The sequence below is a fragment of the Streptomyces sp. NPDC047880 genome (assembly GCF_040706515.1).
Taxonomy (GTDB): Bacteria; Actinomycetota; Actinomycetes; order Streptomycetales; family Streptomycetaceae; genus Streptomyces.
Genome location: NZ_JBEZOK010000009.1, coordinates 192,994 through 208,918, shown reverse-complemented (window position 1 = coordinate 208,918; position 15,925 = coordinate 192,994). Strand labels below are relative to the sequence as shown.

Annotated in this window: 12 protein-coding genes; 7 read left to right on the top strand and 5 right to left on the bottom strand. The window is 71.4% G+C overall.

Features of this window, described 5'->3' with window-relative positions:
* Positions 1-28: 28 nt before the first annotated feature.
* Entirely contained in the window at positions 29-1,831 is a 1,803-nt protein-coding gene (locus AB0937_RS16880; RefSeq protein WP_366712471.1) for an ABC transporter ATP-binding protein, read from the bottom strand.
* Between the two features lie 86 nt (positions 1,832-1,917).
* Between AB0937_RS16880 and AB0937_RS16875 the strand changes: the two genes are divergently transcribed.
* A complete protein-coding gene (locus AB0937_RS16875) occupies positions 1,918-2,367 on the top strand; it encodes a MarR family transcriptional regulator (protein ID WP_366712470.1) in 450 nt (149 codons plus the stop codon).
* A 77-nt stretch (positions 2,368-2,444) separates the two neighbouring features.
* On the opposite strand, the gene AB0937_RS16870 is transcribed toward AB0937_RS16875, so the two are convergent.
* From AB0937_RS16870 to AB0937_RS16860, 3 genes are all read right to left on the bottom strand, one after another.
* A complete protein-coding gene (locus AB0937_RS16870) occupies positions 2,445-3,887 on the bottom strand; it encodes a cation:dicarboxylase symporter family transporter (RefSeq protein WP_366712468.1) in 1,443 nt (480 codons plus the stop codon).
* A gap of 175 nt (positions 3,888-4,062) precedes the next feature.
* Positions 4,063-5,667: a peptide-N4-asparagine amidase gene (locus AB0937_RS16865; protein ID WP_366712467.1), complete on the bottom strand. Its 1,605-nt coding sequence runs from the start codon at positions 5,665-5,667 to the stop codon at positions 4,063-4,065.
* Positions 5,668-5,805: 138 nt separating this feature from the next.
* Positions 5,806-6,537, bottom strand: coding sequence for a L,D-transpeptidase family protein (locus AB0937_RS16860; protein ID WP_366712465.1), 732 nt, complete (start codon positions 6,535-6,537; stop codon positions 5,806-5,808).
* Positions 6,538-6,901: 364 nt separating this feature from the next.
* Here AB0937_RS16860 and AB0937_RS16855 point away from each other — a divergent pair, with 364 nt between their 5' ends.
* From AB0937_RS16855 to AB0937_RS16840, 4 genes are all read left to right on the top strand, one after another.
* On the top strand, positions 6,902-8,707 hold the full coding sequence (locus AB0937_RS16855; RefSeq protein ID WP_366712463.1) for an ABC transporter ATP-binding protein: 1,806 nt from the start codon (positions 6,902-6,904) through the stop codon (positions 8,705-8,707).
* Positions 8,704-10,485 carry an ABC transporter ATP-binding protein gene (locus tag AB0937_RS16850; protein ID WP_366712462.1) on the top strand — a complete coding sequence of 594 codons (1,782 nt, stop codon included), beginning with the start codon at positions 8,704-8,706 and terminating at the stop codon, positions 10,483-10,485. The genes AB0937_RS16855 and AB0937_RS16850 overlap by 4 nt, the downstream gene beginning before the upstream one ends.
* A 252-nt stretch (positions 10,486-10,737) precedes the next feature.
* Positions 10,738-11,208 (top strand): DUF5709 domain-containing protein, encoded by a 471-nt coding sequence (locus tag AB0937_RS16845; protein ID WP_366712460.1) that lies wholly within the window; start codon positions 10,738-10,740, stop codon positions 11,206-11,208.
* Between the two features lie 35 nt (positions 11,209-11,243).
* Positions 11,244-11,489, top strand: coding sequence for a type B 50S ribosomal protein L31 (locus AB0937_RS16840; RefSeq protein WP_366712458.1), 246 nt, complete (start codon positions 11,244-11,246; stop codon positions 11,487-11,489).
* 45 nt (positions 11,490-11,534) lie between these two features.
* Here AB0937_RS16840 and AB0937_RS16835 read toward each other — a convergent pair whose 3' ends face one another.
* Positions 11,535-12,329: a metal-dependent hydrolase gene (locus AB0937_RS16835; protein ID WP_366712456.1), complete on the bottom strand. Its 795-nt coding sequence runs from the start codon at positions 12,327-12,329 to the stop codon at positions 11,535-11,537.
* A 145-nt stretch (positions 12,330-12,474) separates the two neighbouring features.
* On the opposite strand from AB0937_RS16835, the gene AB0937_RS16830 reads away from it, so the two are divergent.
* Entirely contained in the window at positions 12,475-14,988 is a 2,514-nt protein-coding gene (locus AB0937_RS16830; RefSeq protein ID WP_366712454.1) for a DUF3516 domain-containing protein, read from the top strand.
* 37 nt (positions 14,989-15,025) lie between these two features.
* The gene (locus tag AB0937_RS16825) at positions 15,026-15,898 is read left to right on the top strand and encodes an acyl-CoA thioesterase II (protein WP_366712453.1); all 873 of its coding nucleotides are present in this window, start codon (positions 15,026-15,028) and stop codon (positions 15,896-15,898) included.
* Positions 15,899-15,925 lie beyond the last annotated feature (27 nt).

Below are 15,925 nucleotides of genomic sequence, written 5' to 3'. Positions count from 1 at the left end.
CGCATATCGTCATAAACCCGGCATATTTTCATCTTGTCGGTTCCAGTTGGGCGTCCCGGCGTACCAGCGCCGCGTACCGGCCGCCCTCCTCCAGGAGCTCCTCGTGCGTGCCGCGTTCGACCGCGCGGCCGGAGTCGAGGACCACGATCTGGTCGGCCGCCCGCACCGTCGACAGCCGGTGGGCGATGGTGAGGGTGGTGCGGTTGGCCGACAGGGCGTCGATGGCTTCCTGGACGGCGGCCTCGGTCCGGGTGTCCAGCGCGCTGGTGGCCTCGTCGAGGATGAGGACCGGAGGGTCGCGCAGGATGGTGCGGGCGATGGCCAGTCGCTGCTTCTCACCCCCGGAGAAGCGGTGCCCCCGTTCGCCGACGACGGTGTCGTAGCCGTCGGGCAGGGCCGCGATGTGGTCGTGGATCTGCGCCGCCTTCGCCGCCTGGTGGAGCTCCTCCTCGGTGGCGTCGGGCTTGGCGAAGCGCAGGTTGTCGGCGACCGAGGCGTGGAAGAGGTAGGTCTCCTGCGAGACGACGCCGACCGCGCGTGCCAGGGTGTCGAAGTCCAGGTCGCGGACGTCGGTCCCGTCGAGGGTGACGCGGCCGCCGGTGACGTCGTAGAGCCGGGGCACCAGATAGCCGAGCGTGGACTTGCCGGCGCCGGTGGAGCCGACGAGGGCGAGGCTGCTGCCCGCCGGGACGGTGAGGTCGATGCCGTCCAGGACCGGGCCGTCCTTGCCGTCGTAGCCGAAGGAGACGTTCTCGAAGCGGACCTCGCCCTTGATACGGTCGAGGCGCACCGGGTCGGGGCGTTCGGTGATGTCGATCGGCAGGTCGAGGTACTCGAAGATGCGCTGGAAGAGGGCGAGCGAGGTCTGGATCTGCACCCCCGTCGAGAGCAGGCTCACGGCCGGGCGGAACAGGCCCTGCTGAAGCGAGACGAAGGCGACGATCGTGCCGATGGAGACCGCGGGACCGCCCAGCTGGAGGGCCATGCCGGCGGTCCAGTAGATGACCGCGGGCAGGGCGGCCATGACGATGGTGATGACGGCCATGCGCCATCGCCCGGCCATGTTCGACCGGACTTCCAGGTCGACGAGTTCCTCGGACTCCTCGGCGAAGGATCTGGTCAGCGAGTCCGAGCGGCCCATCGTGCGGCCGAGCAGGATGCCGCTGACGGAGAGCGACTCGGTGACGGTGGCGGCCATGGCGGCCATCTGCTTCTGGCGCTGGGTGGTGATCTTGCGGCGTTCGTTGCCGACGCGGCGGCTGATCCACACGAACACCGGCAGCAACAGCAGCGAGACGACCGTCAGGCGCCAGTCGAGGGCGATCATCGCGACGATCGTGGCGACCACGCTGGTGACGTTGGAGACCAGCGAGGTCGCAGTGGAGGTGACGGTGGCCTGCATGCCGCCGATGTCGTTGGCGATGCGGGACTGCACCTCGCCCGTGCGCGTGCGCGTGAAGAAGGCGAGGGACATGCGCTGGAGCCGGCCGTAGACGGCGGTACGCAGGTCGTGCATGACGCGCTGGCCGACCGTCGTCGAGATCAGGGTCTGCAGGACCCCGAAGACACTGGTGAGGACCGCGCTGAGGATCATGCCGAGGGCGAGCAGGCTCAGCAGCCCCGTGCGCCCCTCGGGGATCGCGACGTCGAGGATCTCCTTCAGCAGGAAGGGCGTGGCGACCGAGACCAGGGACGCGGCGCCGACCAGCAGGCCGACGATCGCGAGACGGCCCCGGTAAGGGCGGAAGAGGCCGAGGATGCGGCGGACCTGCCGGGGCTGCTCCTTCGAGTCGGCCGGCGGGGTCCAGGGGGCTTCACGGTCGGGATGCATGGGCTCCTACGAGGGATGCGGCGGATCGGATCACAGCTCATTGTTACCTATACTCACAATGAACGGCATCCTGATATTGTTCCCGCATGACCATGCCCGACCCCGACGGTCTGCTCGCCGAGCAGTTGCTGCGGCTCACCCGCAGGGTGCACCGCATCCAGAAGCGGCATCTGGAGCACCGCGAGCTGGGCATCACCCCGGCCCAGTCCCGGCTGCTGCGCACACTCGCGCACTGGGGTTCGCCGCCGCGCATGGCTGATCTGGCGGAGCGCCTCGAGGTGGTGCCACGTGCCGTGACGACCCTGGTCGACGGTCTGGAGGCGAGCGGCAAGGTGCGCCGGGTCCCGGACCCGGCGAACCGGCGGGTGATCCGCATCGAGCTGACGGACGACGGCCGGGGCGCCCTGCGCGAGCTGCGGGCGGCACGCAGGTCGGCCGCGGAGGAGATCCTCGCTCCACTGACGGAGGATCAGCGCGAGGCGCTGGGCGGCTTGTTGAACACATTGATCGACGGAGACCCTGCGCGACCCTGCTGACGGGCCGGGACACGAAGCGGGCCGTGACCGTCGCCCTCCTGTGGGTGCGAGAGCCACGGCCCGCATGCGCCGATTCCTCAACCGGACTCGGGCGCGGGCTCCTTGAGCTCTTCGAGTCCCTTGGGCTTCTGCGCCGGGACGGCCGACGCGAAGGACCCGGCGTCGAACTCGCCGTCGGCTGCCTTCAGTTCACCGTCCCTCTTCTCTGTACCGCCGTGCGGCGGCGAGACGTCCTCCCCGTCGAGGGTCCGCTTGGCCCGGTCGATACCCAGGGCCCCCTCCCAACGGGACACTGCGAAGACGGCCACGCAGTTGCCGAGCAGGTTCGTGACCACGCGCATCGAGTCCATGATGCGGTCCACACCGAGCAGCAGCGCGACGGCGCCGGCGGGAATCGCCCCGAGGGACGAGGCGGTGGCGGACAGGGCGAGGAACGCCGAACCCGGGATGCCCGCCATGCCCTTGCTGGTCAGCATCAGCACCAGCACGACGGTGACCTGCTGGCCGAGGCTGAGGTCCACACCCACGGCCTGGGCGATGAACAGCGTGCCGATGGACAGGTAGAGGGAGGCGCCGTCGAGGTTGAAGGAGTAGCCGGTGGGGAGGACCAGACCCACGGCGTCGTCGCGGGCACCGGCCCGGCGCAGCTTCTGCATCACACGCGGCATGACCGACTCGGTGGACGCGGTGCCGAGCGCGAGCAGCATCTCCTCGCGGATGTAACGCAGGAACTTCCAGAGGCTGAGCCCGGTGACGGCCTTCAGGGCGACGCCGAGCAGCGCGAGGAACAGCGCCGCGGCCACGTAGCAGAGCACGATGAGCTTGCCGTACGTCTTCATCACGCCCAGGCCGTAGTTGCCGACCAGGTGGGCCATCGCGCCGAACACCGCGAGCGGGGCCAGCCGCATGATGAAGCCGACCACGGCGAAGATGATCTCCTGGGCCTGCTCGATCGCGGGCAGGATCTTCGGCACCTTGGTGTGCCCGAGGTGCAGCAGGGCGGCGCCCACCAGGCAGGCCAGGATGAGGACTTGGAGCAACTCGTTCTCGGCGAAGGCGCCGACGAAGCTCTGCGGCAGGGCGTTCAGCACGAACTCGGTCGTCGTCGGCAGATGGCCGCCGCCCGTCGTCTCGTCGACCGCCGCGGCGTCGAGCGAGGAGGGATCGACGTTCATGCCCCTGCCCGGGCCCACGACGTTGGCCGCGACGAGGCCGATGACCAGCGCGGCCGTGGAGGCGATCTCGAACCAGACGAGGGCCTTGACCCCGATTCGGCCGAAGGCCTTCAGGTCACCGGCCTTGGCGATGCCGACGACGACCACGCAGAACACCAGCGGCGAGATCACGGTCTTGATGAGCCGGGTGAAACCGTCGCCGAGCGGCTGGAGAGCCGTGGCCGTGTCGGGCCACAGCTTTCCGACGACGATTCCGAGGACGAGCGCGCAGGAAACCTGCGCGAAGAGCGAGGTGCGTAGAGTGCGTGCGACGCGTCGCGGGAGGGACGGTACGGTCGGCGGCACGAAGCCTCCTAGGGGGACGGGACGCACAGAAGCCGGAGGGGGCTTCTGCGATGCGGAATATCAATTCCGTTACCGGCCACCCTGAAGGCTGTCTTGATCGCGCACAAGACCGCAACGTTTCCGCCAAGTAAAAGCGTCATGAGTGGCGCACGTCACACGCACCCCCCTGGTCACCTCAGCACCGGCTGCGGTCCTCCGTGAGCACCCCCTGTGCCGTCGACAGGGTGCGGTCATGGCAACTGCCCGGGCCGTACAGGCGGTAGCGCTCACTGGTGGTGCCGACCGCGTGGCGCTGGTCGCGCGGCACGTTCGCCGTGTAGGTCGCGTCGCCGGTGTACGAGTGGTCGAGCCGTGACCAGGTGGTGGGCCGCCCTCCGTGAGTTCCGACGACCGTGGCGCGGTCGCCGAGGGCCAGCACGGTGCGCAGCCGGTCGCCCGCTCCCAGGCTGGTCGTGCCGTCCATCGCGTAGGCCCGGTGAGTGCGCGTGGTGAGGCCGTCGACGGTCACCGTCTCGTCGTCCGTCCAGGTGGCTTCGAGGGCGTCACGCGTCTCACCGTCGGTCCAACGGTGTGTGGAGGTGCCGGTCAGCGAGCGGGTGACGGTGGTCCGCACGCGACCGCGGGAGGTGTCGACGTAACCGCCGACGGTGAGCCCATGCGCGCCCTCGGCGGCCACCACGTGCTCCGAACCGGGCGTGTACACCGACGAGTCGGTGAGGTCACCCGCCTTGTGCACGGTGAGCTTGCCGGTGATCCGCTCGCGCTGCTCGTCCTGCCAGACCAGGACGTTCACGGGCGTGCTCCAGCCGCTCCGCCCCTCGGGCACGCCGGTCACCGTGACCTCGACGCGGTGCCGTCGGCCGTCGTTGAGGACCCCGGCGAAGGGGGTGAGGTCGTAGGTGATGGGCTTGACGTCGAAGGCGCGCGGGCCCGGGGTCACGTACCAGAGGAACGGGTTGGACCAGCCACCCGTCCATACTGTCGGGAACGGGGTGGCGATGCCGGCCAACCGGCCGTCGACGCTGATCTGCACCTCACGGTAGGGGCCTCGGCCGGCCTTGCAGGAGTACGGCGCCGGTTCGGGCACCGTGAGGTACCAGTACTCCTCACAACCGCCGCCGGACCCGGTCGCGTACACCTCGGCGAGGATCCGCTCGCTGTTGCGCGGGGTGGCGAGGGCCGAGTCGCCGTCGAGGGTGAGGACCCGGTCGGGGCTCGCGCCGTCGGGACGGCCCGGGTAGAACGTCAGCGTGACCTCGACGTCGAGGACGCCCGTGTAGGTGTCGTCGACGACGTTCCCGATGAGCATCTCAACGTCCCGGCTCGTGCGGAAGGTGTCGCTGTAACGCGTGACGTCCTTCTCCACGGACCACTCGATGCCGTCCGGCGACGGCTGCGGTGTCGACGTCCGGAAGATCTCGACGCCGCCGACGCGGAGATGGCCGAGCCGGTCGTACTGACGGCCCTTGACCTTGCCGTCGAGCCGCAGCACCACCTTGCTCCATCGGCCGCCGCAACCGCCGGGCGGGGTGTAGGTGCCTCGGTAGGGGGTGAAGTCGCGGAACTGCGCCCGGGCGAGGGTGACTTCGCAGGACTTTCCGGCGGGCTTCTCCACCGGCGGGGCGGCCGTGACCGGGTCGTGCCAGTCGGTGCCGAACTCGGCGGGGACGCCGGCCGCCCGGGCCGGGCCGTCCACCGCACCGGCCGGGCCGGTCCCGAGGAGGATGCCCGCCAGGAGGGCCGCCCCGGCGAGCATGGACATGACGATCCGTCTCTTCATGGGCGGAGTTCTACGGGGAGTCGGCCAACCGCGCAATGACGACCGGGGGCTGTCGTTCGGATCAGGCCGCAGGAAAGCGACGGTGCTGTCCAGTGCCGGTGAGCGAGGGCTGGTGCGCCTTGATCCGAACGACAGAGCCTAGACCGCCAGGTCCGCCCTGTCCCCCATCACCACCACGGGACGCTGTCGCGGGTCGAGCGTGCGCAGCAGGTACCTCATCGCCGACTCGGACACGCTGACACAGGCCGACGTGCCGCTCCCGTGGTCCATGTGCAGCCAGATCCCGCCACCTTTCTTCTCGCCCTCGGGGCGGGTCTGGTCGTTCGGCGGGGTGCCCTTGACGCGGTTGTAGTCGATGGCGATGACGTAGTCGAAGTCGTGCCAGTGCGACTTGGCCCACCAGCGCGGGGCGGCGAAGGCGGCGGAGCGGGTGTACGGGAGCGCGGAGCCCGGGTCCGGCAGCACGCCGCCGGCGTCGCTGAGGGTGAACACGCCCACGGGGCTGCGGTCGTCGTCCTCGTGGTGGTCGGTGGTCCAGCCCTTCTTGCCGTTGTGCCCGGCCCAGCCGCGCTCCCGCTGCCAGACCGAGCCGTGCCTGGTGTACAGAACGACCGTGGAGTCGGCGGAGTCCTTCCCCTCGCCGTAGACCGCGACGACCTGGCGGGAGCCGGTCGGGATCCGCCGCTGGAGCCCGTAGCCGACGCCGGGGATGCGGGTCGGGTCGGCCGTGGCCGCGTGGGTGCGGGCCGCCGGGCGCGCGGCGTCCGTCCCGCCACCGCCCTCCGCGCCGCCGCAGGCGGACAGAGCCGTCAGGAAAGAGGCGAGGACCGCCGTCGCGGCCACCGCTCGTCGTACGCCACCACTGTGCATCGCTCCATGGTCGCACCGCGCCCAGCGTGACGGCAGGTTGAGGTCGCACGCACGACGGCGTGCCGTGCGGGCAGGACGGCCGGTTCGCGCCCGGCCGTCGGCCGGTTGCGGGCGCGGGACGGCCGGATTCTGCCCGGCTGCCTGCCGATTGCGCACGCTGGACGGCCGGTTTGCGCCCGGCTGCCGGCCGGTTGCGGGCGGCGGGCGGCCGGTTCCTTGCGGCGGAGGGAAAACCGTTTGCCTCCGGCCGCGTCGCAACGCGAACCTGTCACGGTTTGCTGCCGTCGTCGGCTTGCCGCCCCACTCCCCTGCCGACCCGCCGCCTCCCACCCCTTCGCCCCCTGACACGAGCCACTGGGACGTCATGCAGATTCAAGACCTTCCGTATCCCGACCCGGGCGTCCCGGACGCGCGTTCGGGCCCTCGATTCCTGTGGTGGCTCTTCCGGAACCAGCTGGGCGGACAGCTCAAGTCGCTGAGCTGGGGGCTGCTGCACTTCGCCTCCGTCGCCGCCCTGCCGTTCTGTGTGGGGGTCGCGGTGCAGGCCGTCGTCGACCGCTCCGGCTCCCGGCTCGCCCTGGCGGGCGGCCTGCTGGCACTGGCCTGCGCCGGCAACGCGGTCGGTGACACCTTCCTGCACCGCACCGCGATCACCAACTGGATCACCGCGGCCGCCCGCGTCCAGCAACTGCTCGCCCGCAAGGCCGCCCATCTGGGCTCGGCGCTGACCCGGCGGGTCGCGGCCGGTGAAGTGGTGGCGGTGTCGACGGGCGACGTCGAGAAGATCGGCTGGTTCGTGGAGGCCCTGTCCCGCTTCACCGCGGCCCTGGTCACCATCGTGCTCGTCTGCGTCGGCCTGCTCGTCTACCAGCCGGCGCTCGGCGTCGTCGTCGCCGTCGGGCTGCCCGCGCTGGCGCTCGCCGTACTGCCGCTCCTGCCCCGCGCCACCCGACGCGCCGACACCCAGCGCGAGAAGGCCGGACGCGCCACCGAACTGGCCTCGGACACCGTCGCCGGTCTGCGCGTGCTGCGCGGCATCGGCGGTGAGGAACTGTTCCTCGACCGCTACCGCAGCGCCTCCCAGGAGGTACGTCACGCGGCCGTGCGCAGCGCCCGGATGTGGTCCCTGATCTCCGCGATCCAGGTCCTGCTGCCGGGACTGCTGCTCATCGCCGTCGTCTGGCACGGGGTGGGGCTGGCGCGCGAGGGCCGGATCACCGTCGGCGAACTGGTCACCGTCTACAGCTCGGTCATGGTCCTCACCTACCCGCTGCGGCACTTCGAGGAGATCGCCATGGCGTACTCCTTCTCCAGGCCCTCCGCCAAACGGGCCGCGGGAGTGCTGTCGCTGGAGCGGCCTACCGACACCGCGGGATCGCGCGCGGGTGAGGTCCCCTCGGGTGACCTGTACGACCCGCGGACCGGGCTCCTCGCACCCGCCGGCCGGCTCACGGCCGTGGTGTGCGGTGACCCGGACGCGGCGGGTCTGCTGGCCGAGCGGCTGGGCGGACACCCGTCCCGGCCGGGCACCTCGGTGCTGCTGGGCGGGGTGCCCCTCGACGAACTCCCGCTGGACAGCGCCCGTACGGCCGTCCTCGTCCAGGACAAGGACCCGGTGCTGCTGTCCGGGACGCTGCGCGAGCTCCTCGACGTCCCCGCGTCGGGCGCCGTCCGGCCCCGGGAGGCGCTGGCCGCCGCGCAGTGCGACGACGTGCTGGCGGCGCTGGTGCAGGGCTCGCTGGACGCGGCCGACCCGATGGACGCCCGGATCACCGAACGCGGCCGGTCGCTGTCCGGCGGTCAGCGCCAGCGGCTCGCGCTCGCCCGGTCGCTGATCACGGACCCGGAGGCGCTCGTCCTGGACGAGCCGACCTCGGCCGTCGACTCGCACACCGAGGCACGGATCGCGCAGGGCGTACGGGAGTTGCGCGCGGGGCGCACGACCGTGGTGTTCACCTCATCCCCGCTGCTGCTGGACCGCGCCGACCGGGTCGTGTTCCTGCACGACGGCGAGGCCGTGGCGGTCGGCGCCCACCGCGAACTGGTGCGTACCGAGCCCCGTTACCGGGCGGTGGTCACGCGTGAGACGGACGAAGAGGCCGCACTGGGCGGCTCCGTCGCCCTGAACGACGTACTGCAGGAACTGGAAGAGATCGAGGAGAAGGCATGATCGGCGTCGCGCCACCGGCGTACGACCCGGCGGCCCCGACGACGGCGAACACCCTGCCGGTCGGCGCCCCCGAGACCGTGCGCGCCTACGTGGCCGAACTGCTGCGCCGGCACCGGCGGGCGTTCCTGCTGCTGGTCGCCGTGAACACGGTCGCCGTGATCGCCTCGATGGCCGGTCCCTGGCTGCTGGGCGGACTGGTGGAGCGGGTCTCGGCCGGGGCCCGGGACCTGCGGCTGGAGCTGACCGCCGGGTTCTTCGTGGCCGCACTGGCCGTGCAGGCCGTGTTCGTCCGGCAGGTGCGGCTGCGCGGCGCGATGCTGGGCGAGCGGATGCTCGCCGACCTGCGCGAGGACTTCCTCGTCCGGTCGGTCGGGCTGCCGCCCGGGGTGCTGGAGCGGGCCGGGACCGGCGACCTGCTGTCCCGCATCACCACGGACATCGACCGGCTCGGCAACGCCATGCGCGAGGCCGTGCCGCAGCTGTCGATCGGTGTGGTGTGGGTGGTCCTGCTGATGGGCGGCCTGGTGATCACCGCGCCGCCGCTGGCGCTGGCCGTGCTGCTCGCCCTGCCGCTGCTGATCGCCGGCTGCCGCTGGTACTTCCGGCGGGCGCCCTCGGCCTACCGTTCCGAGGCCGCCGGGTACGCCGCCGTGGCCGCCGCGCTCGCCGAGACCGTGGACGCCGGGCGCACCGTCGAGGCCCACCGCCTCGGGGAGCTCCGCGTCGCGCTGTCGGAGCGCCGGATCCGGGAGTGGACGGCCTGGGAGCGGTACACCCTCTGGCTGCGGTCGGTGCTCTTCCCGGTCATCAACGTCACCCACGTGACCGTGCTCGCCTCGGTCCTGCTGGTCGGCGGTGTGTTCGCCCTGCGCGGGTGGATCGACGTCGGCCAGCTGACCACCGGCGCGCTGATCGCCCAGATGCTGGTCGACCCGGTGGGCATGATCCTGCGCTGGTACGACGAGCTCCAGGTGGCCCAGGTGTCGCTGGCCCGGCTGGTCGGGGTCCGGGACATCGAGCCGGACGCCGGGGATCCGTCGGTGGCCCCCGAGGGACGCCAGGTGCGGGCCGACCGCGTGCACTTCGGCTACCTGGAGGGCGTGGACGTCCTGCGCAAGGTGTCCCTGGAGGTCGCCCCCGGCACCCGGCTGGCCCTGGTCGGCCCGTCGGGCGCGGGCAAGTCCACGCTGGGCCGGCTGCTCGCCGGGATCTACGCGCCCCGGGACGGCCGGATCAGCCTGGGCGGGGCGGAGCTGTCCCGGATGCCGGCCGAACACGTCCGCTCGCATGTGGCTCTGGTCAACCAGGAGCACCACGTCTTCGTGGGCTCCCTGCGCGACAACCTCCGGCTCGCTCGGACCGGCTCCGTCGACGCCGAGCTGTGGGCGGCGCTGGGCGCGGTCGACGCCGACGGCTGGGCCCGCGCGCTGGAGGACGGCCTGGACACCGAGGTCGGCTCGGGCGGTCTGACGCTCACCCCGGCCCAGGCCCAGCAGATCGCGCTGGCCCGCCTGGTTCTGGCCGACCCGCACACGCTGGTCCTGGACGAGGCGACGTCCCTGCTCGACCCGCGCGCCGCCCGCAACCTGGAACGGTCCCTGGCCCGGGTTCTCGACGGCCGCACCGTCGTCGCCATCGCCCACCGGCTGCACACGGCCCACGACGCGGACGTCATCGCCGTCGTCGAGAACGGCCGGATCAGCGAGCTGGGCAGCCATGACGAGCTGGTCGTGGCGGACGGCCCGTATGCGGCGCTGTGGAGGTCGTGGCACGGCTGAGTCGAGCCACGGGTGCGTCGTCCCACACGTGCGTCGTGCCATGAGTGACGGAAGGAGCGCGGAGCCCGCTCCGGGAGGGCCACCGGGTCCTTGGCGTTGCGCGGTCCCGAGCCGGGGTGGAAGGCTGGAATCAGGCACCGGCTCGGGGGAACGTCCGGGAACCAGTGGTTCGGGCGGCGCCAGTGCTCCGTGCGGCGGCGGCCCGGCGCGGGCCCCGTGAGAGCGGGCCCGTCCCACCCCCTGGAGGTACCCGTGAACAGCTCCGACGGCTGGGGAGACGACGTCTACCAGCCGGACCAGGACGAGCAGAGGGAGGACACGGGGCTGCTCGACGCCGAGGACACCCTGGAGTACGACGGCGTCGAGGATCCCCTGGACCGGGGATGGTCCCCTCCTGAACGGCCCTGGGCCGTCGAGCACCTCGGTGTGACGGCGGCCGAGCGGCAGCGGGGCGAGACGCTGGACCAGCGGCTGTCCGAGGAGCTGCCGGATGCCGCCGTTCCCGACGGCGACGGCCTAGGGGACTGCGCGGGCACCGACGGGGAACTCCTGGACAACGAGGTCGGCGCCACGCGCTCCGGCCGGCTCGTGGCACCCGACGAGGGCGCCCACGAGGACGACGAGGAGGCACTGGTCGCCATGGACGTGGGCATCGACGGCGCCGCCGCGTCGGCCGAGGAGGCCGCCGTGCACATCGTCGACGAGGACACCCTGTCCGGCTGATCGCAGGACCGGCCCGAGCCGTTCGAGGAGCATCCATGCAGCAGGACAAGCAGCCCGACTACCACCCGGTCGTCTTCCGCGACCGTGCCGCCGGGTATGCGTTCCTCACCCGGTCCACCGCGACCAGCGACCAGACCATCGAGTGGGACGACGGGGAGACCTACCCGGTCGTGGACGTGGAGATCTCCTCGGAGAGCCACCCCTTCTACACGGGCAAGGCCCGCACGGTGGACTCGGAGGGCCGGGTCGCCGCGTTCGAGCGACGCTACGGCGGCGGCTGAGGCTCCTGGGGGGCTCCTGCGGTGCGGGGCCCCGGGTGGCGGGGCTCAGATGAAGTTGAGCGCCGCCGCGCACCCCACCCCGCCGAGCAGCATGAACACCGGCATCAGCACCTTGAGCTCGACCCAGCTGCCCGCCCGGAACCGCATGGCCTTCGGCGGCCCGACCGGGTACCAGCGCTTACGGCCGACCGGGATGGGCCACAGGATCGGGCAGCCGGACACGGTGAGCGCATCCCCGATGTCGTGCACGATCGCGCCCAGCACCACCGGCAGGCCGAGCCACAGGTACTCCTGGCCCGGTGCCGTGAACAGCCAGTCGGCGCCGTTGCCCGGCTTGTCCAGGACACCGGCGAGGATCCACGCGGTGGTCGCGGCCAGCAGCCACACCAGGACGTCGCTGCTGGAGCCGCGCGCCGCCCGCCACAGCAGGCCCTCGATGGCCAGGACCAGGTGCACGAAGAGAACCGCGAGCACCCCCCAGCGGTCACTGGTGATCGCCACGACCGAGGTGCCCGCACCGATCAGGACCGCCCACAGCCAGGTGTGCGTCAGCGTGCGGTGCCCACCGGAGCGGCGCGGGTCACCCTGCTTCTTGGTGGCCTTGTAGACGGCGTACGACAGCTTGTCCACGATCTCGCACAGCCAGCGCGACAGCGGTCCGAAGGACCGGGAGATGGTGGCCGCCTTGTGGTCGAGGTCCGGGGCCAGGGCGGCTCCGGCGCAGATCAGGGCGCCGACGAGGAGGACCGGCCAGGGCATCGGGTGCCCGGCCGCCGCGGCGGCCGCGCCGACGCCGAGCCAGGCGGCGGCTCCCGACAGTGAGTGTGCTGGTCCCATCATGGCCGCTGCCCGCCCCATTCATCGTGTGCCGCTGTCCAGTTGACCGGGCGTGCTGACGTCCCGCCGGCGCCCCAGCGTAGCGTTCGTGATCTTCGGGCCCGCAGCCGATTCCCGCATCGGGCACCGGGCCAGGCAAGATGGGGGCGTGACCCTCATCGATCAGCTGCCGCGGACCCCCGACCCCGACGCCCTGTACGAAGCCTTCGAGTCGTGGGCCGGCGAGCGGGGTCTCACGCTCTACCCCCACCAGGAGGAGGCGCTGATCGAGGTGGTCTCCGGCGCGAACGTGATCGTGTCGACGCCCACCGGTTCCGGCAAGAGCATGATCGCGGCGGGCGCGCACTTCGCGGCCCTCGCCCGTGACGAGGTCACCTTCTACACCGCGCCGATCAAGGCCCTGGTGTCGGAGAAGTTCTTCGAACTGTGCAAGATCTTCGGCACCGAGAACGTCGGCATGCTGACCGGCGACGCGTCCGTCAACGCCGACGCGCCCGTCATCTGCTGCACCGCCGAGGTCCTCGCGTCGATCGCGCTGCGCGACGGCAAGGACGCGGACGTCGGCCAGGTCGTGATGGACGAGTTCCACTTCTACGCCGAGGGCGACCGCGGCTGGGCCTGGCAGATCCCGATCCTGGAGCTGCCGCAGGCGCAGTTCGTGCTGATGTCGGCGACGCTCGGGGACGTCTCCTTCTTCGAGAAGGACCTCACCCGCCGCACCGGCCGCCCCACGGCGGTGGTCCGCTCGGCGACCCGCCCCGTGCCGCTGTCCTACGAGTACCGCTACACCCCGCTCACCGAGACCCTCACCGATCTGCTGTCCGCCCGGCAGGCCCCCGTATACATCGTGCACTTCACGCAGGCGCAGGCCGTGGAGCGGGCGCAGGCGCTGATGAGCATCAACATGTGCTCGAAGGAGGAGAAGGAGCAGATCGCCGAGCTGATCGGCAACTTCCGCTTCACCACCAAGTTCGGCCGCAACCTCTCCCGTTACGTCCGGCACGGCATCGGAGTGCACCACGCCGGCATGCTGCCCAAGTACCGGCGCCTGGTGGAGAAGCTCGCTCAGGCCGGTCTGCTGAAGGTCATCTGCGGCACGGACACGCTCGGTGTCGGCGTCAACGTCCCCATCCGCACGGTGCTGTTCACCGCCCTGACCAAGTACGACGGCACTCGTGTACGCACCCTGCGGGCCCGGGAGTTCCACCAGATCGCGGGCCGGGCCGGGCGCGCCGGTTACGACACCGAGGGCTTCGTCGTCGCGCAGGCGCCCGAGCACGTCGTCGAGAACGAGAAGGCCCTCGCCAAGGCGGGCGACGACCCGAAGAAGCGCCGCAAGGTCGTCCGCAAGAAGGCCCCCGAGGGTTTCGTCGCGTGGTCGGAGCAGACCTTCGAGAAGCTCATCGCCTCCGAGCCGGAGCCGCTGACGTCCCGGTTCCGCGTGACGCACACGATGCTGCTGTCGGTGATCGCCCGCCCCGGCAACGCCTTCGAGGCGATGCGCCGGCTGCTGGAGGACAACCACGAGCCGCGCAAGCAGCAGTTGCGGCACATCCGCCGGGCCATCGCCATCTACCGCTCGCTGCTGGACGGCGGCATCGTCGAGAAGCTCGACCAGCCGGACGCGGAGGGCCGCATCGTCCGGCTCACGGTCGACCTCCAGCAGGACTTCGCCCTCAACCAGCCGCTGTCCACCTTCGCCCTCGCCGCCTTCGAGCTGCTCGACCCCGAGTCGCCGTCGTACGCGCTCGACATGGTGTCCGTCGTGGAGTCCACACTCGACGACCCGCGGCAGATCCTCGCCGCCCAGCAGAACAAGGCGCGCGGCGAGGCCGTGGCCCAGATGAAGGCGGACGGGGTCGAGTACGAGGAGCGCATGGAGCGCCTCCAGGACATCACGTACCCGAAGCCCCTGGAGGAACTGCTCTTCCACGCGTACAACACGTACCGCAAGAGCCACCCCTGGGTCGGCGACCATCCGCTGTCGCCGAAGTCGGTCATCCGTGACATGTACGAACGGGCGCTGTCCTTCACCGAGTTGGTGTCCCACTACGAGCTGGCCCGCACCGAGGGCATCGTGCTGCGCTACCTCGCCAGCGCCTACAAGGCCCTCGACCACACCGTCCCCGACGACCTCAAGTCCGAGGACCTCCAGGACCTGATCGCCTGGCTGGGCGAGATGGTGCGCCAGGTCGACTCCAGCCTGCTGGACGAGTGGGAGCAGCTCGCCAACCCCGCGGAGATGACCGCCGAGGAGGCCCAGGAGAAGGCCGACGAGGTCAAGCCGGTCACCGCCAACGCCCGCGCCTTCCGCGTCCTGGTCCGCAACGCCATGTTCCGCCGTGTGGAGCTCGCCGCCCTCGACCAGGTCGGCGAACTGGGCGAGATGGACGGGGAGTCCGGGTGGGACGCCGACGCCTGGGGCGAGGCGATGGACAAGTACTGGGACGAGTACGAGGATCTCGGCACCGGCCCCGACGCCCGCGGCCCCAAGCTGCTGCTCATCGAGGAGGAGCCGGACAACGCCCTGTGGCGGGTCCGGCAGATCTTCCACGACCCGAACGGCGACCACGACTGGGGCATCAGCGCGGAGGTCGACCTCACCGCCTCGGACGCCGAGGGCCGCGCGGTGGTCCGCGTGACCGACGTCGGCCAGCTGTGACGGGCCGGGCAGCAGCGACCACAGGAGAATCACACCCATGACGACGAACCCGGCCGAAAGGCTCGTCGACCTGCTCGACCTGGAGCAGATCGAGGTCAACATCTTCCGCGGCCGCAGCCCGCAGGAGTCTTTGCAGCGGGTCTTCGGCGGGCAGGTGGCGGGGCAGGCGCTGGTCGCCGCCGGCCGCACCACGGAGGGCGACCGTCCCGTGCACTCGCTGCACGCGTACTTCCTGCGGCCGGGCATCCCGGGCGTGCCGATCGTCTACCAGGTCGAGCATGTGCGTGACGGCCGGTCGTTCACCACCCGCCGGGTCACGGCCGTGCAGCAGGGCCGCACGATCTTCAACCTGACCGCCTCCTTCCACAAGCCCGAGGAGGGCAGCTTCGAGCACCAGCTGCCGCCGGCCCGCACGGTCCCGGACCCGGAGTCCCTGCCCACGGTCACGGACGAGATCCGGGAACACCTGGGCGCGCTGCCCGAGCAGCTGGAGCGGATGGCCCGCCGCCAGCCCTTCGACATCCGCTACGTGGACCGGCTGCGCTGGACCGTCGAGGAGGCCCGGGACGCCGATCCGCGCAGCGCCGTGTGGATGCGAGCGGTCGGGCCGCTCGGCGACGATCCGCTCGTGCACACCTGCGCCCTCACCTACGCCAGCGACATGACCCTCCTGGACGCCGTCCGCATCCCCGTCGAGCCGCTGTGGGGCCCGCGCGGCTTCGACATGGCGTCTTTGGACCACGCGATGTGGTTCCACCGCCCCTTCCGCGCGGACGACTGGCTCCTCTACGACCAGGAGTCGCCGATCGCCGTCGGCGGCCGTGGCCTGGCCCGGGGCCGGATCTACGACCGTGAGGGCCGTCTCGTCGTGTCCGTGGTGCAGGAGGGGCTCTTCCGGAAGCTGGGCTGATCCGGTCCTCACCGTCCGGGGCCTCCT